This window comes from Rosenbergiella australiborealis (genome assembly GCF_018494035.1).
Taxonomy (GTDB): Bacteria; Pseudomonadota; Gammaproteobacteria; order Enterobacterales; family Enterobacteriaceae; genus Rosenbergiella; species Rosenbergiella australiborealis.
Window position 1 is genome coordinate 1 of sequence record NZ_JABBFO010000015.1, and the last position, 21,811, is coordinate 21,811.

Annotated in this window: 18 protein-coding genes, 1 tRNA gene and 1 pseudogene; 12 read left to right on the plus strand and 8 right to left on the minus strand. The window is 49.6% G+C overall.

The annotated features are described in order from the left end of the window. Nucleotides 1–36 precede the first annotated feature (36 nt). Nucleotides 37–273 (minus strand): SymE family type I addiction module toxin, encoded by a 237-nt coding sequence (locus tag HGT73_RS12990; protein WP_338111618.1) that lies wholly within the window; start codon nucleotides 271–273, stop codon nucleotides 37–39. Here HGT73_RS12990 and HGT73_RS12995 point away from each other — a divergent pair. The 4 genes from HGT73_RS12995 to HGT73_RS13010 all read left to right on the plus strand — a co-directional run bounded on the left by HGT73_RS12995 (nucleotide 207) and on the right by HGT73_RS13010 (nucleotide 1,935). After that, on the plus strand, nucleotides 207–353 hold the full coding sequence (locus HGT73_RS12995; RefSeq protein ID WP_214215746.1) for a hypothetical protein: 147 nt from the start codon (nucleotides 207–209) through the stop codon (nucleotides 351–353). The genes HGT73_RS12990 and HGT73_RS12995 overlap by 67 nt on opposite strands. Nucleotides 354–440: 87 nt before the next feature. After that, nucleotides 441–929, plus strand: a complete 489-nt coding sequence (locus HGT73_RS14870) for a hypothetical protein (RefSeq protein ID WP_244968570.1) — start codon at nucleotides 441–443, stop codon at nucleotides 927–929. A 61-nt stretch (nucleotides 930–990) separates the two neighbouring features. Further along, entirely contained in the window at nucleotides 991–1,356 is a 366-nt protein-coding gene (locus HGT73_RS13005) for a hypothetical protein (RefSeq protein WP_214215677.1), read from the plus strand. A 300-nt stretch (nucleotides 1,357–1,656) separates the two neighbouring features. Then, the gene (locus HGT73_RS13010; RefSeq protein ID WP_214215678.1) at nucleotides 1,657–1,935 is read left to right on the plus strand and encodes an antitoxin of toxin-antitoxin stability system; all 279 of its coding nucleotides are present in this window, start codon (nucleotides 1,657–1,659) and stop codon (nucleotides 1,933–1,935) included. Nucleotides 1,936–1,998: 63 nt separating this feature from the next. Here HGT73_RS13010 and HGT73_RS15110 read toward each other — a convergent pair whose 3' ends face one another. Beyond that, nucleotides 1,999–2,199, minus strand: a complete 201-nt coding sequence (locus HGT73_RS15110; protein WP_214215679.1) for a hypothetical protein — start codon at nucleotides 2,197–2,199, stop codon at nucleotides 1,999–2,001. A gap of 471 nt (nucleotides 2,200–2,670) precedes the next feature. After that, entirely contained in the window at nucleotides 2,671–4,179 is a 1,509-nt protein-coding gene (locus HGT73_RS13020) for a UbiD family decarboxylase (protein ID WP_214215680.1), read from the minus strand. Between the two features lie 467 nt (nucleotides 4,180–4,646). On the opposite strand from HGT73_RS13020, the gene HGT73_RS13025 reads away from it, so the two are divergent. After that, on the plus strand, nucleotides 4,647–5,540 hold the full coding sequence (locus HGT73_RS13025; protein ID WP_214215681.1) for a LysR family transcriptional regulator: 894 nt from the start codon (nucleotides 4,647–4,649) through the stop codon (nucleotides 5,538–5,540). Between the two features lie 197 nt (nucleotides 5,541–5,737). On the opposite strand, the gene HGT73_RS13030 is transcribed toward HGT73_RS13025, so the two are convergent. Further along, the gene (locus HGT73_RS13030; protein WP_214215682.1) at nucleotides 5,738–7,303 is read right to left on the minus strand and encodes a carboxylesterase/lipase family protein; all 1,566 of its coding nucleotides are present in this window, start codon (nucleotides 7,301–7,303) and stop codon (nucleotides 5,738–5,740) included. A gap of 332 nt (nucleotides 7,304–7,635) precedes the next feature. Between HGT73_RS13030 and HGT73_RS13035 the strand changes: the two are divergent. Then, nucleotides 7,636–7,746 (plus strand): annotated as a pseudogene (locus tag HGT73_RS13035) (type II toxin-antitoxin system RelE family toxin); the annotation flags it as partial. Nucleotides 7,747–7,819: 73 nt separating this feature from the next. Here HGT73_RS13035 and HGT73_RS14965 read toward each other — a convergent pair. From HGT73_RS14965 to HGT73_RS13050, 4 genes are all read right to left on the minus strand, one after another. After that, the gene (locus tag HGT73_RS14965; protein ID WP_276516256.1) at nucleotides 7,820–7,945 is read right to left on the minus strand and encodes a hypothetical protein; all 126 of its coding nucleotides are present in this window, start codon (nucleotides 7,943–7,945) and stop codon (nucleotides 7,820–7,822) included. Between the two features lie 22 nt (nucleotides 7,946–7,967). Next, nucleotides 7,968–8,043, minus strand: a tRNA-Asn gene (locus HGT73_RS13040). A 117-nt stretch (nucleotides 8,044–8,160) separates the two neighbouring features. Further along, a complete protein-coding gene (gene fghA, locus HGT73_RS13045) occupies nucleotides 8,161–9,006 on the minus strand; it encodes an S-formylglutathione hydrolase (RefSeq protein ID WP_214215683.1) in 846 nt (281 codons plus the stop codon). A 10-nt stretch (nucleotides 9,007–9,016) separates the two neighbouring features. After that, a complete protein-coding gene (locus HGT73_RS13050; protein ID WP_214215685.1) occupies nucleotides 9,017–10,126 on the minus strand; it encodes an S-(hydroxymethyl)glutathione dehydrogenase/class III alcohol dehydrogenase in 1,110 nt (369 codons plus the stop codon). Nucleotides 10,127–10,445: 319 nt separating this feature from the next. Here HGT73_RS13050 and HGT73_RS13055 point away from each other — a divergent pair, with 319 nt between their 5' ends. The 6 genes from HGT73_RS13055 to HGT73_RS13080 all read left to right on the plus strand — a co-directional run bounded on the left by HGT73_RS13055 (nucleotide 10,446) and on the right by HGT73_RS13080 (nucleotide 21,810). Further along, on the plus strand, nucleotides 10,446–11,663 hold the full coding sequence (locus HGT73_RS13055; protein WP_214215687.1) for a nitrate regulatory protein: 1,218 nt from the start codon (nucleotides 10,446–10,448) through the stop codon (nucleotides 11,661–11,663). A gap of 280 nt (nucleotides 11,664–11,943) precedes the next feature. Beyond that, nucleotides 11,944–13,206 (plus strand): CmpA/NrtA family ABC transporter substrate-binding protein, encoded by a 1,263-nt coding sequence (locus HGT73_RS13060; protein ID WP_214215689.1) that lies wholly within the window; start codon nucleotides 11,944–11,946, stop codon nucleotides 13,204–13,206. A 12-nt stretch (nucleotides 13,207–13,218) separates the two neighbouring features. Next, nucleotides 13,219–14,112 carry a nitrate ABC transporter permease gene (gene ntrB / locus HGT73_RS13065; protein ID WP_214215691.1) on the plus strand — a complete coding sequence of 298 codons (894 nt, stop codon included), beginning with the start codon at nucleotides 13,219–13,221 and terminating at the stop codon, nucleotides 14,110–14,112. Between the two features lie 12 nt (nucleotides 14,113–14,124). Then, entirely contained in the window at nucleotides 14,125–14,922 is a 798-nt protein-coding gene (locus HGT73_RS13070) for an ABC transporter ATP-binding protein (protein WP_214215693.1), read from the plus strand. Nucleotides 14,923–14,944: 22 nt separating this feature from the next. Then, nucleotides 14,945–19,141 carry a nitrite reductase large subunit NirB gene (gene nirB, locus HGT73_RS13075; protein ID WP_214215695.1) on the plus strand — a complete coding sequence of 1,399 codons (4,197 nt, stop codon included), beginning with the start codon at nucleotides 14,945–14,947 and terminating at the stop codon, nucleotides 19,139–19,141. Continuing rightward, a complete protein-coding gene (locus tag HGT73_RS13080) occupies nucleotides 19,138–21,810 on the plus strand; it encodes a nitrate reductase (protein ID WP_214215697.1) in 2,673 nt (890 codons plus the stop codon). Before nirB ends, HGT73_RS13080 begins: the two co-directional genes overlap by 4 nt. Nucleotide 21,811: the final 1 nt, after the last annotated feature.

The window sequence follows — 21,811 nt, forward strand, 5'->3', positions numbered from 1 at the left end:
TCCCGGCCATCAAGCCGGGATCGTTTTACTGACTAATCACTCCTCAGCCAGCCGTATAATCAGTTCTCCCTGCTGATAACTGACTTCAACCTTCCTGTCCGTCTCAAATCCCAGCGCCTGTATCCAGTGGCCTTTAAGGATAATCGATGGTAAAGACTGATGCTTAATGCGATCACGAACATATTGTTGAGAATAACTGGCTGAGTGTGGATGAAGCCGAGCGTAAGAAAGCACTGGAGCAGAAACGCGATACACTGAAGGAGCCGCTGACACCCGCAGAAGAGAAAGAGCTGGCCGGAATAAAACAGACGGATAAAGACCGCGATCAGGCCATTAAAGATGCGTGTACGTAGGGTAATAAAGGCAGCGCGGCCTGTGGCGGGCTGGTTAACGAGGCGCAGTCTGCATTAGCGAAGTATGGCGATAATATAACTTACTCGATGATTTACAGAGATTTGTATCCGCAGGATGAGGCAAATATTGAAAGCATCCTGAAAGGATTAGATCCTGACAGTATCACCCGTGACGTAGTTATTAAAGGTATCGTTGATGCCAACGGCGGTAAGCTTAGTTGGTCGGATGTTGAAACCCGCTACGATACGATGACGGTATCAGTGGAAATCGTCCGGGCGCTGGTTAGTAAAAAAGGGAAAGTGCCTGACAGGCTGGAGATGGCCGGAAAAGTGCCGCATGTGCCTAATGCCGGTGCTGTGGGAAATATGGGGGAGTTCTTCAAGCAGCCGGGTTTTGGTAGTCAAATGAAAGAGGCTGCTCAGAAAACCAGTAAAATTTATCAGGGTCAAACGGTTTATAAGTCTTCTGGTAATATCAACGAAAATATTCGTAAAGGTGATCAGTTTTATCTGGATGGAGTGCACAAAAATAATTTGGAGGTTTTTGATAGTAAAGGCAATTTTAGTTTTTTTTAAATCTTGATGGCTCAGTGAACGTTAACAAAACTAAGGAAGCGGAGGGGCGGAGGCTTGCAAAATGAGTAATGATATATTTTTTAACGATCTTAAAAATACATTTTTATCTTTGTCAGAAGTAATAGCTAAGTCACCAATAGATCAGGGTGATCTACTTATAGATTATACAGATGATCTTGATGCTTTATTTGAGCGAAATTTTCAATGTTTTAAAGATGCAAAAGATTTGCTTAATAAGGCTAAAGTAAATAATGATAAAGTGGCAATACAAGCGTCATTAGTGTACATAAGAGTATATGCAATGGGGTTATCAAGTTTTTTTGAAACTTTTAAAGACGATGCCGATAGTTTTTTAAAGGAATCCATATGGCCTGATATTCCTGAGGATTATCAGGTGCCTGAGCACTACAATTTCCAGCATAAATGAATCAAATCCTAACCCTCAGGTTGGTATTTTTCTTTGTAGCCTCAGCTCAAAGCGGCTTAAGTTCCAGCCATATCCCCTTGCCGTTCAGCACGCTAATCGCTAAGGCATTGGCAAGCGGAACCGCACCTTACTTGGCCGAGGAAATCCATTGCCAAACGACCTCTGGTGAGGTGAATAAAACCGCTATACGAGTACGCATCCGGTGGAGCAGATAGGCGAACAAAAAATAAACAAGATGGGTCGTAAGTAATGATAGAGTATGTACTTGATCAGTACTTAAGCGGGATAGGAGAAACAACCATGCCGAAAGAATCAGTGTTCACAATGAAGCTGGAAAGTTCCTTGCGGGAAGACTTTATCGCCGCCGCTAAAGCCAGTGACAGACTGGCCTCTCAGGTAATACGTGAACTGATGCGAGAATATATCCGGCGACAGAGCGAAAGTCGGGCTTATGATCTATACCTAGAACAAAAAGTGGAGAAAGGGCGTCAGTCCATTCGGTCAAGTGAAGGAATGGATAACGAAGAGGTTGAAAGGTTGTTCGCAGAGCGGCGAGGCAGAGCAGCAGGCAAGGTATGAAGGTACGCTGGGAAAAATAGTTGGCACGCGGGAGCTGATACCTCATGAACATTACCGGCTTATCTACGAGCTGGATGAAAGGACTGATACCGTCTGGATAATGACGTTGATCCACACAGCTCGATGCTGGCCTCCCGTATCGCCGGATAGCCCGTAAGGTCTCTGTAAGTTAAGTTGTCCCGTGCCCGCCCGGCGGCGGCTCGCAGTCGTTCCTTTTTGCTCTTTCCCGTCTCGCCAGCCAACGCCCCAGTGTGGCGTCGTCATGCACAACTCAATACCCGGTTATGCGGCCGTGCCAAAGGGCGCGAGCGGGCGCTATGCCGCCCGCACGGGTTGCGGCTAAAATCGAGTCATGACAGGGACAGCAATGTTGTTAACATACTCGGGTGCAAGTGTGATGCCACGGCAAGGTGGTAGTGTGTTGCAGGCTGAAAATGCGCGTCGGGAAAAAATAGCTGACTCGGTAAATATAGTAGGGAAAAAATTGTTCTAACTCTCGGAATGTGCAGGGAAAAATGGTGTAATCTGTTCGGGTGAACGTCGCAGCAAGCTGTTGTTGAGAAGAGCTCCTTGAGTGTCACATCTTCGGACAAATTCGATAAAGCGCTAGAGAAAATCAACAAATAGGCTCAGTCGCGATACGACCTCTAGGGATCATCCACAACAATTCGCCCGGTATCACCGGGCTTGGTAAGGGGTTACTGCCTATCACCATGTATCATTATACGATTTTAGCTATTGAGTCAGGTTGCTAAATCCCGGCAAGAAGCGGTCGACATCGACCTCCATAAATTGCGACCGTTGAAAATTAGCCTTAAGGTGATAAGGAACCGTACAGTCGTAAATAGTCTTACAGGTGATCCCATGGGCGCGTATGGAGCTACTAAATGCGGGATCTTGTGACGGATCAAGGGGATGGCAACGCACGCCGGGAATAAAGATGGTATCAGCATCTCCCTGATAACGGGTGGTCATCGCCCAGATAACATCATTTAAATCAAAGATATCAACATCCTCATCCACGAGAAAAACATGTTTAAGCTCTGAAAATGCTGAGAATGCTAGCAAAGCGGCCTGACGTTGACGTCCCTCATCCTGTAAGCTGCGCTTATTAATTTGTAGGACGGCCATATATTTTCCCGTGCCGGGTGAAGGGCAGTGAACATTTTTTACTAAGCCGGGCAGCGCGCGTTCAACCATTCCAAGAATACTTGCCTCGGTCGGAATGCCCGCAAGATTAGTATGTTCATCACTAGGGCCGATACAGGTTTGGAGGATCGGGTGTTTGCGATGCGTAACAGCCTTCACCTTAATAACCGGTACCGCCGCCTGCGCGTCGCCGGTATAGCCTGGGAATTCAGGCATAGCTTTCCCGGTATTCGTATGTTGATCTTCCCGTACTCGATAATCGGGTATCAATTCGCCTTCTATCACTACCTCAGCATTGGCAATGGCGCGTGCATTGACGGCTACCCCTTGCACAAGCTCAACCGCACGTCCACGTAATCCACCGGCAATCGAAAGTTCATCAAAGCCGAGTGGTGTTGTGGGGGGTTCAAAGCAGGCACCGATCTCAATCGCCGGATCAACGCCGATACTGATAGTGATAGGAAGGGCATTGCCAGCCTGCTCCGCTTTGATTCGGAATTGGTCGAGATGTCGACCGGGTACAAAGTACATTGAAATTTCATCTTTCCCCTGTACGCAAAGACGATGGATGGTGACATCATGTTCGCCCGTTTGCGGATCGGCCGCATAACACATCCCCATCGTGAAATAGGGACCGGCATCTTCTGGGGTATTGGTGGGTGCGGGCAGTAAGGTTCGTAGGTCAAAGCCCTCATCTGAAGCAAGATGAATAACTTCTTGGCATACAGCTTGTTCGTTCGCAATCACAATCGGGTCGATAGCTTTATGCACTGCATCGCGTAAAAGGCGGGCAAGCTCCTCCTTAGGAGCCCCCAATATTCTGGCTACGCGTTGGCGGGAAGAGAGAAGCCCAATAAGCACGCGAAAGTCGTCATAGCCTTTTATTTTATTAAATACCATCGCGGGTCCGGTGCGTGTCGGACGCATTACCGTTCCGCCCGCCCCCACATACCTATAGACACCTGATAGCTCGGCCGCAGGGTCGACAGGTTCATTCGTTTCCACATACTCGTTATCATATTTTTTCAGCCGTTCGATAACAGAGCGAAGGTCATAATTCTCATGGTTTTCCGTGGAGCGTGTCATGTCTGTCATTGTTTCTCCTAACAGGGGGTGTGAGAAAAGTGATGTCGTAACGAGTGCGTCTCTACTGGTGCCTAGGTATTGCGATAAACGTATATGGCGTTTTGCCGCGCGTTACCCAGGATCTCCATCGCGCGGTTACGGTCTTTTTCTGAATCACTATTACAAATGTCCGCCAGCGTTTTCAGCGACATGGCATGATTTTTCATTTATAGAGCACGTAACGGCTTGATCCCCGAGTCATGATAGGCAAGCAAGCGGGTGTTTTCGGCGAAGATGACGACTCATTTCAGCGTTAAGGGCGAGTCTGTGCATAAGGCTTACTCTAAGACGAGAACCGTTGCCTTTGTCATGTCAACGATTACGCTCATCACGTTTTGGAGAGTGAAATCGTGTATCTAATGACAATAAAGAACTCTATGATAAATTTCTAATTAGGATTTAGGGTTTTTTAATAAGTAACCGTTATTAGGAGGTATATGGATTATCGCAAGCTCAACTCTTTTCTCGCCTTAGCAAAACATTTGCATTTCGCTAAGGCCGCTGCCGAAGTCTGCCTCACCCAGCCCGCACTAAGCCAGCATATACAGGCGCTAGAGAAAAGTTGGGGGATCACACTTTTTGATAGAGATAAAAGAACAGTCAGCCTCACGGCAGAAGGGCGACTGTTATTGGATGAAGCTGAACGGACAGTAAAACGTTTAGAAAACATGCAGACAGTCATTAGAGAGGTGACTCAGGGATGCCGCGGTTTTTTACGACTGGGTTATGTGGGGACTTCGGTACTTGAACCGTTGTTAGTCAGCGCAATAAGGAATTTCAATAAATGTTTTCCCCTTATTCGTATTGATCCACAAGAATATAATGTCGAGCAACAGTTTAGGCTTATTCGCGAGGGCGAGTTAGATCTAGGGATAGTTAGAGGGCCTGTACCTCAGCAGCGGCTGATAACCTGTCGAAAAATTCATGAAACCCCCCTCAGCCTCGTGCTGCCGGATGAACATCCACTACGGCTGAGGGGGGACGTGGGACTTCAGGATGTAGTAGAGGAGACGTTAATTATTCAGGACGATCCGGTTGGCATTGGCTTAGCTGGCGCGGTACTCGCGATGTATGCATCAAAGGGAATCGTGCCGACGAAAATTATCAAGACCCGTGATGTCAGCACGGCCATTGACTTGACGGCAGTAGGTATGGGAATCACCTTTATCCCGTTTTCAAAAAGCGCTGCTCTTCGTGATGATGTGACAGTATTTAATCTTCCTGAACCGCCATTCACCACTTCCCTTTATCTTTGCTGGAACGCAAGTGTTGGCAATATCAATGTTAAATCCTTTGTGGATATTTGTACGCAGAGTCTTCCTAAAGAGTGATGGAAACGTGGTGGGGAATGAAGCGAAAGGGCCTATTAATTACGTGGGATCGCCTGCTTTGCCACAAAGTAGGGGGCATCGCCCCCTTAAGTCTTTCGCCGATTTCCACCAAGACCCACAGGATGGTTATTTAGTCGGGTCTCGGGCGTTAGTGAACGCCGCGGTTAAAATCAGCGAATATCCTGATATTTAGTGCGTCACACCGCATAAATACTGACATTTTCCCAGACCTGGCGTCGAGACTTACCAAGAAAATCCTGTTTCAATTGAACAGACGTATCAAAACTGACAAAGTGTAAGGTGTCTTTATCATACTCGGGCCACTCATCGACCCCAGCGGTTTTCGCAACCCCATGAATAGCAAAATGGATAAAGGAGGCTCGCATCGTTGAGGACAATAAATGGGTCTGTGGTGTCCAGGGTAATGGAGCCGGCGTGCCCTCGGGACGTCCAAAGGTCAAGGCAATATCGGTAGCATGCGTGGCGCCCAACTTACTTGCGTTGTTGTAGTCGTAGCGGTAGCACCAAGCTTGTCCGCCGACTTCCTTGACGGCGAGGGCGAGTCTGTGTGAGGCAACGCCGACAAAGCAGTCGCTGAACAAATCTATTACCCATTGGTTGCCAGGCTGATCGGCGCTACGTTGGTAAGTGTCTTGGATCGTCGCCCACTTATTTTCACCTACTTTATCTCGCACTTTACTTACAAGGCCTGATGTCAGGGTTTTAGGGCCAACTTCAAAAAATAAGTGGCCTTCATTGGCACAATGGCCGATCAGTAGAGGAATAGGTCTAACATTTTTCAGCGGATGGTCGGGCAACACGACGCCATCTATTCCGGGGTGGAAAGCCTCTCCACCCATTAAAGGATTTCCCGATTTAGCGGCTAGGTTAATAAAGGCCTTATTCAGTTCTGCTGTGCTGAGTGTGAAAATTTTCTCTATTTCGTTTTCGGAAATCTTCAATTCCTGACAGAGGGCCGACTGCATTGTTAGCCGGTCTTCATTTGTCCATACCGGCCGCATCCCACCGCTTTGAATAATCGCTTTATCAAATAATCCGGCTGCACTGGGCGTGCCGGCTAAAATTCCAATAGACATAGCGCCGGCAGATTCGCCCATAACGGTAATATTATTGCGATCACCACCAAATTCAGCAATGTTTGCTTTGATCCAGCGCAGTGCTGCCATTTGGTCTTCAAGACCTAAATTGCAGTAGCCTTCATAACGTCCCGGCATTAAATAACCAAATCCTCCCAGACGGTAATTGATACTGACGAAAACGACTTCGCCGGTCTGCGCATAAACGGAGCCATCGAATGGCTCATCCAGTGACGACCCCTGTACAAAGCCGCCCCCGTGTATCCAGACGATGACAGGAAGTGTATTAGCCGTAACGGCCGGTGACCAGATATTGAGATACAAGCAGTCCTCACTCCCCGCCAGTTTTTGATCATCACTCGGGACTAAGCCTACTTGCACCGCTTCATTCCCATAATCAAAGGCATAAATAGGGGAATGTTGATAGTGCAGTGGCGTAGGTGATCGCCCCCGCAAATCGCCAATAGGCGGTGTGGCGTAGGGAATACCTTTCCAGACCCGTCCCCCTCCCGCTTGCGATTGTCCAATAATAGTTCCGGATGACGTTTTAACGGGCGGGAGGGGGTTGCGCGAAGAGGTAGTCAAGTTTTTACCGGTTGCGCGGACAGATGGGGAGGCTAATACGGCCAAACTTGCCGCGGAGGAAATAAATTTTCTACGATTCATCGTTGTCGAGGTTTCCTTTATGTATTTCAACATAAAAAGTTCTCAGGGATGGCGCGTGGTATTGAGATAATTACAGAATTCAAGCGGGCACGGCCAAGCCACTTTTTAATTGAAGAGTAAAAATGATGAGTGATCGATAGAGTAATGATAGATCAGAGTTGTTAATGACGCGCTATATTCATGCCAACCCTCTTAATACGCCTATAAATACAGTGATAATTAGGGGGGGATACCGGTTAAAGCAGTCACGGTGAGCGATACAGAGAGCGAACTAATAAAAACAGTCGGGGAGCGCCTTGCAAACCCACAGAAAGGGGGCAGGGTAAGTCTGGATGAGTTATGAACTGGTCTTTGACCCGAGAGCACTGAAAGAGTGGAAAAAGTTGGGAGCAACCATCCGAGAGCAGTTCAAAAAGAAGTTGGCAGAGGTGCTTGAGCATCCAACCAAGCCGCTGATATAGCGCGTACGCAAGGGGATATAGCAGGGTTTACTGCCGCCAAAGCCAAGCATCCCACTTATACCGATAAATAGCTGCGTGAGACATCATCTTTACCATCACAATGATCGGGTTTAGAGATTTTTTTAGGGATGCGGATCAATGCGGTTAACCCATTGATAAAAATAAAAAAACCAGACGTCATGTGACATCTGGCTTCTTAAATTTGGCTCCTCAGACTGGACTCGAACCAGTGACATACGGATTAACAGTCCGCCGTTCTACCAACTGAACTACAGAGGAATTGCTTGGGGCGTAATGTACGGCTTGGGTGGTAACTTGTCAAAATAAAAATGCCAGTTGGTAGTGCAACTGGCGGTTTTATCATCGAAACGTACAACTAATCAACCGTTTAGCCGTTTACAGCTGTAAGGCTGTGGCGTGAAAGCGCATATGTTCTTCAATAAAGCTGCTAATAAAATAGTAGCTATGGTCATAATGTTCATGGTAGCGGAAATGCGCGATCATTCCACGTGCTTGACAGGCTGTTTCCAACAACTCGGTAGTGAGTTGTTCCGGGTAAAAAGGATCGTCTAAGCCTTGATCGATTAACGCAGGGGGTAAGGGTTGCCCCTGCTCTACCAAGCAGAGTGAATCCCACTGCTGCCAGTGGCGAGTATCATGACCCAGATAAGCATTAAAGGCTTTTTGCCCCCATGCTACCCGGCTTGGCGCAACGATCGGGGCAAAGGCGGAAACGCTACTAAACCGTCCCGGATTTTTAAGCGCGATCATTAACGCGCCGTGCCCCCCCATTGAGTGTCCAGCAATAGCTTGTCGGCCATTGGTTGGAAAATGCGCCGCAATGATATTCGGTAATTCATCGACGACATACTCATACATCCGAAAGTGGCTAGCCCAAGGCTGCTCAGTCGCATTAATGTAAAAGCCAGCGCCTTGTCCCAAGTCCCAAGCACTATCATCCGCCACGTCACTACCGCGTGGGCTGGTATCCATAGCGACCACCATCACTCCGAGTTCAGCCGCGTAGCGCTGAAAACCAGCTTTAGTGATCAGGTTTTGCTCGTTACAGGTCAATCCCGATAGCCAGTAGAGGACGGGAACAGGGCCTGTCGCCGCTTGTGGCGGGAGGTAAACCGAGAAGTTCATCATACAGTTCAGGGTGTGGGAGGTGTGTTGCCACACTTCTTGCCAGCCGCCGAAGGCATAATGTTTTTCTCGCCGAGAAAGATCAGACGTGGACATCCTCGCCCCCTTAGTAACGGATCACGGTACGAATGGATTTTCCTTGATGCATCAGATCGAAAGCCTGATTAATTTCATCTAAGGATAAGGTGTGGGTGACAAAAGGGGCGAGATCAATTTTTCCGGCCATCGCGTCTTTCACCATTCCGGGTAACTGGCTGCGACCTTTTACACCGCCGAAGGCGGAGCCTTTCCAGCTACGGCCGGTGACCAGCTGGAATGGACGGGTTGCAATCTCTTTGCCCGCACCGGCCACACCAATAATGATTGATTGACCCCAGCCACGGTGTGCGCTCTCTAATGCTTGGCGCATAACGTCGACATTACCAATGCACTCAAATGTATGATCGATGCCCCATTTATTTTTCTCTAATAAGACGTCTTTAATCGACTTTTCGTGGTCTTTCGGATTGATGCACTCGGTGGCGCCGAAGCGTTTTGCCAGTTCAAATTTCGCAGGGTTAGTATCAATCGCAATAATTTTACCTGCCTTCGCTTGGCGTGCCCCCTGGATCACCGCTAAGCCGATGGCGCCAAGGCCAAAGACCGCCACAGAGTCGCCTTCTTGCACTTTAGCGGTGTTATGAACGGCGCCGATACCGGTGGTAACACCGCAGCCCAGTAAACAGACCTGCTCGTGATTGGCATCGGGCGTAATTTTGGCAAGAGAAACCTCGGCGACGACGGAGTATTCGCTAAAGGTTGAACATCCCATATAGTGATAAATAGGTTTTCCTTGATAGGAAAAACGGGTTGTGCCATCCGGCATCACCCCTTTTCCTTGCGTCTCACGCACGGCGACACATAAGTTAGTTTTACCCGATTGGCAGAATTCACACTCGCCACACTCAGCGGTATACAGTGGGATCACGTGGTCACCGACTTGTACGCTGGTGACGCCTTCGCCGACTTCAACCACCACGCCTGCACCTTCGTGGCCCAATACTACCGGAAATAAACCTTCCGGATCCTCCCCTGAAAGCGTAAAGGCATCGGTATGACAAACGCCAGTGTGTGTATTTTTAATTAATACTTCCCCTCTTTTTGGGGATTCAACATCAATTTCAACAATTTCTAGCGGTTGATTCGGTGCAAAAGCAACGGCAGCACGTGATTTCATAAAGACGATCCTTTAGGGAGTAAATAGCGCAAAGTTATAAGTGTAGTTTTGCTTACTGTCAGTGGAAAGGGAAAATCGCTGACTGAGTTAACGGTAAATGCTTTCTTATTACCTAAGCATTTTTTTGATAACGCTGCAAAGGGCTATCTTCGGGTCATCCTATCCTTAAGGAAGTGATTAGAGCAAGTCATCCCCTTGAGTCATCGGATACTCGGGATTCAATGAATTAACCATCAGCAGGGCTAACCTTCGACCCACCACGTTCAATGGCATATTTTTTGCTTCGGAGATACATCGTTTTCCTTGGTTAGATTTACTTATGGCGCTTACTGCTCTTGATTTTCTTCAGGCCTCAAAGAAAAGTGAAATTACTTGTTTGCAACAGCTATTGCAGATGGGAAAGCTAGTTGGCGCTGTCAGTCAACTTATTCATATGCTGCAGCGTGAGCGCGGTACCGCCAATATTTATTTATGTTCGCAAGGTGAAACCTGGGCTGATCGCCTAAATGACCATTGCTTACAGGTACAAACGGCGGAGCAAGCCGTCGACCAACACCTTCAAGCACTGAATATGACTGAACTGAGTCTTTCTAATCCTTCTCGTTTGTACAGCCGCATCGCCGCTGTATTGCATAGTTTGAGTACCTTACCGCTATTGCGCCAGAACATTCAGAGGCAGAGGGTCACGCAACCTCAGGCTATGCGTCAGTATTGCGAGGTGATCAGCACCTTACTGGCACTGGTCTATGAAACTGCCGATGCCTCGGGGGACCCTTCCATTTCACGAGCACTCTTGGCATTGTTCAGTTTTATTCAAGGTAAGGAGCTGGCGGGGCAGGAGCGTGCGCTGGCGGCAGCGGGCTTTACGGCTGGTCAATTTGACTCGGCCATGCATCAACAGCTTATCGCGTTAATTGACGGCCAAGAGCGTTGCTTTCAGACCTTTAGTCAGTTTGCGGATACGCGTAGCCTTGCACTTTGGCAACAACAATTAAGTCGCGACAGCAGCGAGTTTGAACGTTTTCGTCGTATTGCCTGTACTCAAACGACACCTAATACTCAGTCTCTCGATGCTGCGCTGCGCTGGTTTGAATTAACGACGTTACGTATTGACGGGATGAAACAGCTGGAGGATGAGCTAGAATCAGTATTGATGGCCTGTTGCCGTCAACGTCTACAGGATGCACAGACCGCCTATGAACAGCAAAACCAAGAGATTGTGCAGATCCCACTCGCTGATCATCACTATGCCTCGCACCTATCCCCGCAGTTAAATCTATCTATTCTTGAGCTCGTTGAACAGCAGGCACGACAGTTACAAGCGCAAGATACCGAATTGGCGGTGTTACGTGCCACTCTTGCCGAACGAAAACTTCTGGAACGTGCTAAAGGGTTATTAATCGACCATCACGGTATGACGGAGCAACAGGCACATAAGACATTACGTGATATGGCAATGAAGCAGAATAAAAAGATTGTGGAGATTACTGAGGCGATGTTTGCGGTGGCTGACATCTTGGCAAAGCGGGGAGCGTAAAAGCGCGGTCTGGCTGCACTATCGGCGTGCCACCTAAAACCGGTTGTGCTCTGATACAGTGCACGAACCGACATAAGTATCGATGACAAAACGGCTACTCGTCGACATATCAATAAGTTGGAAAGTTGGCATATAAGCTGCATTTACGCTTAATAGATAACGACTAAGCCAACGGCGGTTTAGTGAGAGTTACGGATAATGGCGTCCGTTAGCGTTTAGGAAACTAAATGCTAACTGGACGTTTTTTTTTGCCTATTTTTCAACCTAACAGGAAGCTGCAATGAAGCAAGACGACAAAAAATATTCCGGGCAGTTCAGCCGCCGTGGCTTTCTTGCCGGGAGCGTTGCCCTCGGTAGCAGTATGATGATCCCCGGCTTTATGAATAGTGTCTGGGCGGCGGGCACCGATGCGCCAGAAAAAAAAGAGATCCGTGTCGGGTTTATTCCTCTTACCGATTGCGCATCGGTAGTTATGGCCTCGGTGAAAAAATTCGATGAGAAATACGGGATCAAAATTATCCTAAGCAAAGAGTCGAGTTGGGCTTCTGTTCGCGACAAATTGATCTCCGGTGAGCTTGATGCTGCCCATGTTCTCTACGGATTGGTCTACGGTCTACAAGTAGGCGCTGCTGGTCCACAGCATGATATGGCGATGCTGATGACGATTAATAATAATGGGCAGGCAATTACTCTGAGTCATCAACTTCAGCAAGCCGGAGTTACCGAGGATGCTTCGCTTAAAAAAGTGGTCGATGCCAGCCCCAAAGGTACCTATACCTTTGCACAAACATTCCCCACAGGCACCCACGCGATGTGGCTGTATTACTGGCTCGCCAACGCAGGGATCCATCCCTTTAATGATGTGCGTAATGTCGTGGTACCGCCACCACAAATGGTCGTCAATATGAAAATTGGCAATATGAGTGGTTATTGTGTTGGCGAACCTTGGAACCAGCGGGCAATTATTGATGAGATTGGTTTCACGGCCATCACGTCCCAAGCTATTTGGCCCGATCATCCTGAAAAAGTGCTCGGTACCACGGCTTCATGGGTGGCAGCCAATCCTAATGCCGCGCGAGCCTTGACCGCCGCCGTTCTTGAGGCATCACGCTGGATTGACACCTCTGATGCTAACCGTATCGAAACCTCGCAAGTCGTCGCGCAGCGCGCCTATATCAATACGGCCGTTGATACCATTCAGGGAAGGATGCTTGGCGACTACGAAAATGGGCTTGGAAAAAAATGGAAAGATGCCCATAGCATGCGTTTCTTTCACGATGGCGCGGTGAACTTTCCCTATCTGTCCGACGGTATGTGGTTTTTGACCCAGCAAAAACGTTGGGGGCTGATCGATAAAGAGCCCGACTATCTCGCTGTTGCGAAAAAAATTAACCGTATTGATATCTATAAGCAGGCAGCCAGCGCGGTTGGGGGTATCGCTTTACCGTCTAGTGATTGCCGAAGCAGTAAGTTAATGGATGGCAAAGTTTGGGATGGCAGTCAGCCTGCCGAGTATGCCAACAGTTTTGCGATGAAACGCTAAGAGAGGCTCACGATGTCTACACATTCAAAAACCCCTGTCACCTTAGCGGAATCGGTGAATACAGAAGTTGTCGGGCGAACGACCGCAAAAACGAAGGTGGATAAATCGCCGGCTAGCGAGGGAAAGTCGGCTGTTTTACGCCGTGTTATGCAAAAGATTATCCCCGGTCTGTTGGGCGTAGTTGTGCTACTGGTTATTTGGCAGATTGCGGCCCTAAATAGCAAGGGGTTCCCCACGCCGTTCAAAACCTGGGAGGCGGCCAAGGTGATATTTTCCGACCCGTTTTATATTGCGGGGCCCAATGATATGGGTATCGGTTGGAACGTATTAGCCTCGCTTAAACGGGTTGCTATCGGTTTTGGTTTAGCGGTTATCGTCGGTATTCCTGCGGGCTTTCTGATCGGTCGTTTTCAGTTTGTGGCCAACATGTTTAACCCCATTATTTCGCTGCTGCGTCCCGTCAGCCCTTTGGCATGGTTACCGATTGGTTTGCTGTTGTTCCAGCGTGCCGAGCCTGCGTCGGCGTGGACGATTTTTATCTGCTCAATCTGGCCGATGATCCTTAACACCGCGGAGGGCGTAAAGCGCATCCCACAGGATTACTTGAATGTTGCACGGGTACTGAAACTGAGCGAATTCACCGTGATGCGAAAAATTCTCTTTCCTGCTGTATTGCCCTACATCCTAACCGGTGTGCGCTTATCGATAGGGATTGCGTGGTTGGTGATCGTCGCGGCGGAAATGCTAACGGGGGGCGTAGGTATCGGCTTTTGGATCTGGAATGAGTGGAACAACCTTAACGTTGAAAACATCATTGTTGCCATTTTGTTGATTGGTGTGGTGGGTATGCTGCTGGAGCTTGGCCTCATGGCGATAGCGCGTCGTTTTAGTTATGAGAATCGATAACAGGAGCCCGAGATGAAAACGGAAAAAAGTATTATCCGCGTCGAGAACGTAAGTCAACGTTTTGCTACGCCGAAAGGGGTATTTTTAGCCCTCGATAACGTGAGTTTTGCTATCGCTAAAGGCGAAACGGTTAGCCTTATTGGCCATTCGGGGTGTGGTAAATCAACATTACTCAACCTCATTGCTGGACTGAGTCGGCCATCAGAAGGGGTATTACTTTGCGATAATCAAGAAATTATCGGCCCTGGACCGGAGCGTGGCGTGGTGTTTCAAAATCACTCGCTACTTCCGTGGCTATCAGCCTATGACAACGTTGCATTGGCGGTAAGGCAGGTATTTAAGGGCGAGATGAGCAAATCTGAGATGCACGATTGGATAGTCCTTAACCTTGAATTGGTGCATATGGGGCATGCAATGGATAAGCGTCCTAATGAGATTTCAGGCGGGATGAAACAGCGTGTCGGCATTGCACGTGCGTTAGCGATGAAGCCAAAAGTATTGCTTATGGATGAACCCTTTGGGGCACTTGATGCGCTGACTCGTGCACATCTACAAGATGCGGTTATGGACATTCAAGGGCGACTCAATACCACCCTTTTATTGATCACTCATGATGTTGATGAGGCTGTGCTGCTTTCAGATAGAGTTATGATGATGACCAACGGTCCGGCGGCGAAGGTCGGTGAAATTTTACATGTCGACCTAGAGCGACCGCGTTCGCGGCTAGCGCTAGCTAATGACCCATTATTTCATCAATACCGTCAGCAAGTGTTGCAATTTCTTCATGAAAAACATCGGGCAGTAGCCTGATAGCACAGTCAGGATCGTCGCAATGGATAGACCTACACTGATCGTGATTGGGAATGGCATGGCCGGTATAAGGCTCGTCGAACGGTTATGCCAACATGCGGCAGGACAATTTCATATTGTGGTGGTGGGTGACGAACCCCACACTGCCTACAACCGTATATTGTTAACCCCCGTATTGTCCGCAGAGAAGTCTTTCTCGGAGATCATCACCCATGATGTTGAGTGGTACGCGCGTCATAATGTCACACTGCTTCGTGGCGTGACAGTAAGCGCCATCTGCCGTGATACCCGAAAAATTCAGGCGGGCGAACATATACTTGCCTATGACCATCTGGTGATTGCTACAGGTTCGCAACCTTTTATGCCTGCGTTACCCGGCAATGACTTAGCCGGTATTTATGGCTTTCGTCGTCAACAGGATGTCGAGGGTATTTTGCATCAACAGTATGCCGGACAACCGGCCGTGGTCATTGGCGGGGGAGTATTAGGGATTGAGGCTGCGGTAGGGCTAGCGATGCGTGGTATGGCGGTCACTTTGTTACATCGAGGGTCGCACCTGATGGATCAGCAGCTCGATGCGTTTGCGGCTAAGCTATTGAGCGACAGTTTGTTACTCCGCGGTGTGCAGACATTATTACAGGCAAATACCGCCGCTTATTTGGGGAATACCGATAACCATGTACAGGCGGTGATGCTCAATGATGGACGGCGTCTGCCCGCGGAGCGTGTGGTAGTCGCCGCTGGGGTACGTCCCAATATCGCTCTGGCTCAGGCAGCAGGATTAGCCTGTGACCGTGGCATACTGGTCAGTCACACATTACAAACCTCTGATCCGTGTATTTCGGCGATTGGTGAATGTTGCCAGCCAGGCCAACTTACGCCCGGACTGGTTGCCCCTTGCTGGCAACAGGCCGAGACGCTAGCCGCACATCTCGCCGGTTTTCCGGCGACGTTACCGAAAATAAGTCATCTACCAGTACGTCTTAAAGTCACGGGTCTAAACCTATTTAGTGTTGGGGAGCTAACGGGTGGAGACGCTGATCAAGTCCACAGCACTTTTGATCCTTTTGAAGGCCATTATCGTCGCCTGTTATTTCGCGATAACCAACTAAAAGGTGTCTTGCTGTGGGGCGATACGAGTGATAGCGCTGGGTATTTATCTTCCCTTGAACATCCTGACTCCCTCACCGATTCGACCCGCTTGTTCAGTCCGGTAGAGGTATCCCATGTTGTTGAATCTCAATTAACCAAAACAGAACAGTTACCCCTTAAGGTGACGAGGAGCATTGCAATGTCTACACCCATAGTAGTCATGGTCGGGCACGGTATGGTAGGTCACCATTTCTTGCAACAGCTGGTTGAACATAAGCAACATTTAGATTACCAAATCATTGTTTTTTCGGATGAAAATTCGCCAGCTTATGATCGCGTACACCTCTCCGAGCTATTTTCTGGACGCAGTGCTGAGTCATTATCGATGGTGGAGGAGGGTTTTTTTAAGACAACCGGTATTGAACTGCGACTGGGTCAACGCATCGAACACATTGATACGCGCAGGCGTGTGGTGATTGACCAACACGGGCACGAGACACCCTACGATCGCTTAGTCCTGGCCACCGGCTCCTATCCCTTTGTCCCACCTATTGCAGGAAATGACCTACCGGGATGTCAGGTCTATCGCACCCTTGACGACTTGGCAGCGATCAAAGCCAGTGCGGAACAGGGCAAGGTAGGGGTAGTTGTAGGGGGTGGCTTATTAGGACTTGAAGCGGCTAATGCGCTCAAGCATCTTGGTCTAGAAACGCATGTGGTCGAGTTTGCTCCACGTCTTATGGGCGTGCAACTGGATGATGAGGGAGCCGCGATGCTGCGCCGTAAGGTTGAGGCATTAGCGGTACAGGTACACACAGACAAAGCGACCCAACAGATCGTCGCCGGTGAGACGTGCCTCTATCGTATGGAGTTTGCCGATGGTAGCCATTTGGAAACCGACTTGATTGTATTTTCAGCAGGGATCCGACCCAACGATCGTTTGGCAACAGCCTGTGGCTTGGCGGTAGGGCCTCGGGGCGGAATAGTGATTGATGATCAGTGTCGCACGTCTGATCCCGCGATTTTTGCTATCGGTGAATGTGCGCTATGGAAGGGACAAATCTTCGGTTTGGTTGCTCCCGGCTATCAAATGGCTCGTACCTTGGCTCAGACGCTGTCCGGCAGCGAAGTTGCTTTTAACGGTGCGGATATGAGCACTAAACTCAAGCTATTGGGCGTCGAGGTCGCATCGATAGGGGATGCGCATGGTCGAACACCGGGTAGCCAGAGCTACAGCTGGATTAATGGACCAGGCGAAGTCTACAAAAAAATCGTAGTGTCGCAAGACGGCAAACGTCTACTGGGCGCTGTACTGGTTGGCGACAGCAGTGAATATAGTACGCTACTGCAAATGATGCTAAACGATATGCCATTACCTCGCCATCCTGAACAATTAATTTTACCTGCCAGCGCAGGCGCTGCACCGCAAACATTAGGTGTCGCTGCCTTGCCAGAGAGTGCACAGATTTGCTCATGTCATAACGTGAGTAAAGCTGATATTTGTGAGGCGGTTAAAGGGGGCTGTGGCGACATGGCTGCGATTAAGGCCTGTACGCGTGCAGCAACAGGTTGCGGGGGTTGTGCCGCATTGACCAAACAGGTGATGGAGTTTGCCCTGACTGAGCAGGGTGTTGAAGTGAAGAAGGATGTTTGTGAGCATTTCGCTTATTCGCGCCAAGAGCTCTATCATCTGGTTCGCCTCGGTCATATTCGGACGTGGGATGCATTATTAAGTCAGTATGGTCAGGGTCACGGCTGTGAAATTTGTAAGCCGTTAGTGGGATCGATTCTCGCCTCGTGTTGGAATGATTACCTTCTCAAACCCCAGCATTTACCTTTACAAGATACCAACGACCGCTTCTTCGCGAATATCCAGAAAGATGGGACTTATTCGGTAGTGCCGCGTGTCCCGGCGGGTGAAATCACGCCTGAAGGCTTGATGGCCATCGGTAAGGTTGCTAAGCAATACAACCTCTATACGAAAATTACCGGAGGGCAACGTATTGATTTATTTGGTGCTCGTCTCGAACAGTTACCGGCTATTTGGCAGCAATTGATCGATGCAGGTTTTGAAACCGGCCATGCTTATGGGAAATCGTTACGCACGGTAAAATCCTGTGTGGGGTCGACCTGGTGTCGCTATGGCGTCCAAAATTCAACATCACTCGCGCTGCAACTCGAGAGTCGTTATAAGGGGCTTCGCGCTCCGCATAAAATTAAAATGGCGGTTTCAGGCTGTACCCGCGAATGTGCTGAAGCGCAGAGTAAAGATGTCGGCGTGATCGCTACGGATAAGGGCTGGAACCTTTATGTCTGTGGCAATGGGGGAATGAAACCGCGTCATGCCGAGCTACTGGCACAAGATATGAGCACTGAAGCACTTATTCGTACGGTTGACCGCTTTTTGATGTTCTATATTCGTACCGCCGATCGTTTGCAGCGCACCAGTACCTGGATGGATAATCTTGAAGGTGGGATAGCGTATCTACGCCAAGTCGTGCTCGAAGATAGTTTGCATATTGCTACCGACCTTGAAGATGAGATGAGTCAGGTGGTTGGCACTTATCAGTGTGAGTGGCAAACCACCCTTGCCGATCCAGATCGTTTGGCGCTGTTTAAACCCTTTGTGAACAGTGAAGAACCGGACGAAGCCATCGTCATGGTGCAGGAGCGTGAGCAAAATCGCCCCGCCACGCATGAAGAGCGTTTGGCCCTAGGCTTAAAGCGCATCGCAACAACAGCTGTTGATGAGTGGGTGGACATCTGTGCATTAGATGAGATCCCCAACAACGCAGGTATGGCTGCCAGATTGGCCGGACAACAGATTGCCTTATTCCATCTACCTGAACATCCACAGAAAGTCTTTGCTTTAAGCAACCATGAACCGGACAGTGATGCCAACGTGCTAGCCCGTGGATTAGTGGGCGATGTTAAAGGGGAGCCGGTAGTGATCTCGCCACTTTATAAGCAGCGCTTTAGCCTCCTTGATGGTAGCAGTGTCGATGCTGCGCAGACCGCACTAGAGGTTTGGCCGGTAAAAATTGATGACGGGCGAGTATGGGTAAAGCCGCATATGTTGCAACCGGGCGAGCAGCACGCCGATGTTATCCATCAGGTTAGCCTATGAGTCACTCCGCTAGCGCAGTGACCACGACCTGCGCCTATTGTGGCGTAGGATGCGGCGTCCGTATGCAGCCTCAGGAAGCTGAATTTGTCGCGCACGGCGAGATGACGCACCCCGCTAATCTTGGGCGATTGTGTGTTAAAGGCAGCTCGTTGGGTGAAACGCTGGGATTGGAAGGGCGTTTATTGCAACCGGAAATAAATGGTCTTGCGGTTAGTTGGTCACAAGCGCTTGATGCAGTGGCTGACGGGCTGCGAGCCGTGATTGCACAATATGGTCCACAGGCGGTGGCCTTCTATGGTTCCGGGCAGCTGCTTACCGAGGACTATTATGTTGCCAACAAGCTGATGAAAGGCTTTATTGGCGCTGGGAACATGGACACGAATTCACGGCTATGCATGGCCTCAGCCGTGGTCGGCTATAAGCGTGCCTTTGGTGCTGATGCTGTGCCTTGTGACTACCAAGATCTCGAACAGGCAGATTGTGTGATCCTGACCGGTTCCAATACGGCGTGGGCACATCCGGTAGTCTATCAACGATTGGCACTCGCGAAGAAAACACGGCCTGAGATGCGTATTGTGGTTATTGATCCGCGTCAGACAGCAACCTGTGATATTGCCGATCTGCATTTAGCTTTACGTCCCGGCAGTGACGCCGCCCTTTTTTGTGGGGCATTGCAGGCAATGGCCGAGCAGCAGCACTTAGACGAAAACTTTTTACAGCAGCACACTCAAGGATTAACGCAGACACTGGCGGCAGTTGAGTCATGGACGTTAGCCAAAACCGCCGCCTTTTGTGGTCTGTCGTCGACTGAATTACAGCTTTTTTATCAATGGATTGCAGACAGTGATCGTTTGGTCACGCTCTATTCGATGGGGATTAATCAGTCCACTTCTGGCGTAGATAAGTGTAATGCCATCATTAATCTGCACTTGGCAACCGGTAAAATTGGTCGAGTAGGGTGTGGCCCCTTTTCGATAACCGGTCAACCCAATGCGATGGGAGGCCGCGAAGTCGGTGGTTTGGCTAATCAGCTGGCGGCGCATATGGGTTTTACGCCGGAGGAGATTGATCGTGTTGGTCGTTTTTGGCACAGCGATAATGTTGCACAAACTGCCGGATTAACGGCTATCGACCTGTTTCGAGCGATAGAGGTGGGGCAGGTCAAGGCGCTATGGATTATGGGAACCAATCCGGTTGTTTCGCTCCCTGATGCTGATCGTGTCCGTGCTGGACTGTCTCGTTGCCCGCTGGTGATTGTGTCAGACATTATGCGCGATACCGACACTACGCATCTTGCACATATTTGTTTACCAGCCTTGGGGTGGGGGGAGAAAAATGGCACAGTGACTAATTCGGTACGCTGTGTTTCACGTCAACGTAATTTCCTCGCCCCACCTGGCGAAGCGAAGGCGGATTGGTGGATCATTAGCCAAGTTGCGCGCCGGCTTGGGTTTGGGGAGGCGTTTAACTATCAGCATCCGGCGGATATTTTTCGAGAACATGCACGACTATCGGGGTTCGAGAATCAGGGACGGCGTGCTTTTGATATTAGCGGATTAGCACACCTCTCCAATGCCCAGTGGGATGAGATGTTACCGATACAGTGGCCGGTTAACGAGCGCCATCCGCAGGGGCTAACACGGCTCTTCACCGATGGAAAATTTTATCATCCTGATGGTAAGGCACGGCTTATTCCTATTACACCGCGATTACCGATCACTCATCCAACGGCTACTTACCCATTACTTATGAATACGGGGCGGATTCGGGATCAATGGCACACCATGACTCGCACCGGTAAATCTGCGCGATTAATGCAACACCTCAGTGAACCTTTTTGTCAGTTTCATCCCGACGACTGCCCGGCCGCACAGTCGGGGGATTTACTGCGGGTATCATCGCCCCACGGCTGGTTGCTGTTGCGTGCCCAGCCGGATCGCTCACAAGCCCGTGGCACCCTATTCGTCCCTATGCATTGGAATAGTCAGTTTAGTCAGCAAGCACGGGTCGATGCCTTAATTGCAGCGCACACCGATCCGCTTTCCGGTCAACCAGAAAGCAAGCATACACCCGTTCGCCTCCAACGCTGGACGGCGGCATGGTATGGCGAAGTGTTTTTACGCCGTGACCCCACCGCCCCCCCTCAAGTAGCCTACTGGAGTCGAATTACACAACCGGGCGTGACCCACTTCACTTTAGCGGATGCGACAAAACCCGAAGATTGGGTAGGGTGGATAGCCAAGCAGTTCGCAACCGAACAATGGGTCATTCAGTGTGCAGATAGGGGAGAGACGGGGATGAGTATGCTGGCATGGAAGGAGGGGGTCTTACAATTGGCGTTTTATAGCCAGCCTTCGCCACCGATGATCGACAGACAGGCGGTGGTCGCGGCATTTACTAAGGCCTCTTTTGATGCCCCATCCCGATTGGCATTGCTTGCCGGGCGTGGACAAGACAGAAAAACGCTGACGGGCACTATCGTCTGCAGTTGTTTTGCGGTGGGGGAGATCCCGATTATTGCTGCGGTACGTGGTGGCTGCCACAGTGCTGAACAATTGGGTGCGACGCTCAAATGTGGGACCAATTGTGGCTCCTGTATTCCTGAACTGAAAAAAATTATCGCTAGCGCGCGCCACGAGACGCTCGTAGTGGGAGGTCATCATGAATAAG

Bases quoted from the DNA above. Each gene is read 5' to 3' on its own strand.
- HGT73_RS14870 (WP_244968570.1), top strand. From the start codon at position 441: ATGATTTACAGAGATTTGTATCCGCAGGATGAGGCAAATATTGAAAGC.
- HGT73_RS13005 (WP_214215677.1), top strand. From the start codon at position 991: ATGAGTAATGATATATTTTTTAACGATCTTAAAAATACATTTTTATCT.
- HGT73_RS13010 (WP_214215678.1), top strand. From the start codon at position 1,657: ATGCCGAAAGAATCAGTGTTCACAATGAAGCTGGAAAGTTCCTTGCGG.
- HGT73_RS15110 (WP_214215679.1), bottom strand. From the start codon at position 2,199: ATGACGACGCCACACTGGGGCGTTGGCTGGCGAGACGGGAAAGAGCAA.
- HGT73_RS13020 (WP_214215680.1), bottom strand. From the start codon at position 4,179: ATGACAGACATGACACGCTCCACGGAAAACCATGAGAATTATGACCTT.
- HGT73_RS13025 (WP_214215681.1), top strand. From the start codon at position 4,647: ATGGATTATCGCAAGCTCAACTCTTTTCTCGCCTTAGCAAAACATTTG.
- HGT73_RS13030 (WP_214215682.1), bottom strand. From the start codon at position 7,303: ATGAATCGTAGAAAATTTATTTCCTCCGCGGCAAGTTTGGCCGTATTA.
- HGT73_RS14965 (WP_276516256.1), bottom strand. From the start codon at position 7,945: ATGACGTCTGGTTTTTTTATTTTTATCAATGGGTTAACCGCATTGATC.
- fghA (WP_214215683.1), bottom strand. From the start codon at position 9,006: ATGTCCACGTCTGATCTTTCTCGGCGAGAAAAACATTATGCCTTCGGC.
- HGT73_RS13050 (WP_214215685.1), bottom strand. From the start codon at position 10,126: ATGAAATCACGTGCTGCCGTTGCTTTTGCACCGAATCAACCGCTAGAA.
- HGT73_RS13055 (WP_214215687.1), top strand. From the start codon at position 10,446: ATGGCGCTTACTGCTCTTGATTTTCTTCAGGCCTCAAAGAAAAGTGAA.
- HGT73_RS13060 (WP_214215689.1), top strand. From the start codon at position 11,944: ATGAAGCAAGACGACAAAAAATATTCCGGGCAGTTCAGCCGCCGTGGC.
- ntrB (WP_214215691.1), top strand. From the start codon at position 13,219: ATGTCTACACATTCAAAAACCCCTGTCACCTTAGCGGAATCGGTGAAT.
- HGT73_RS13070 (WP_214215693.1), top strand. From the start codon at position 14,125: ATGAAAACGGAAAAAAGTATTATCCGCGTCGAGAACGTAAGTCAACGT.
- nirB (WP_214215695.1), top strand. From the start codon at position 14,945: ATGGATAGACCTACACTGATCGTGATTGGGAATGGCATGGCCGGTATA.
- HGT73_RS13080 (WP_214215697.1), top strand. From the start codon at position 19,138: ATGAGTCACTCCGCTAGCGCAGTGACCACGACCTGCGCCTATTGTGGC.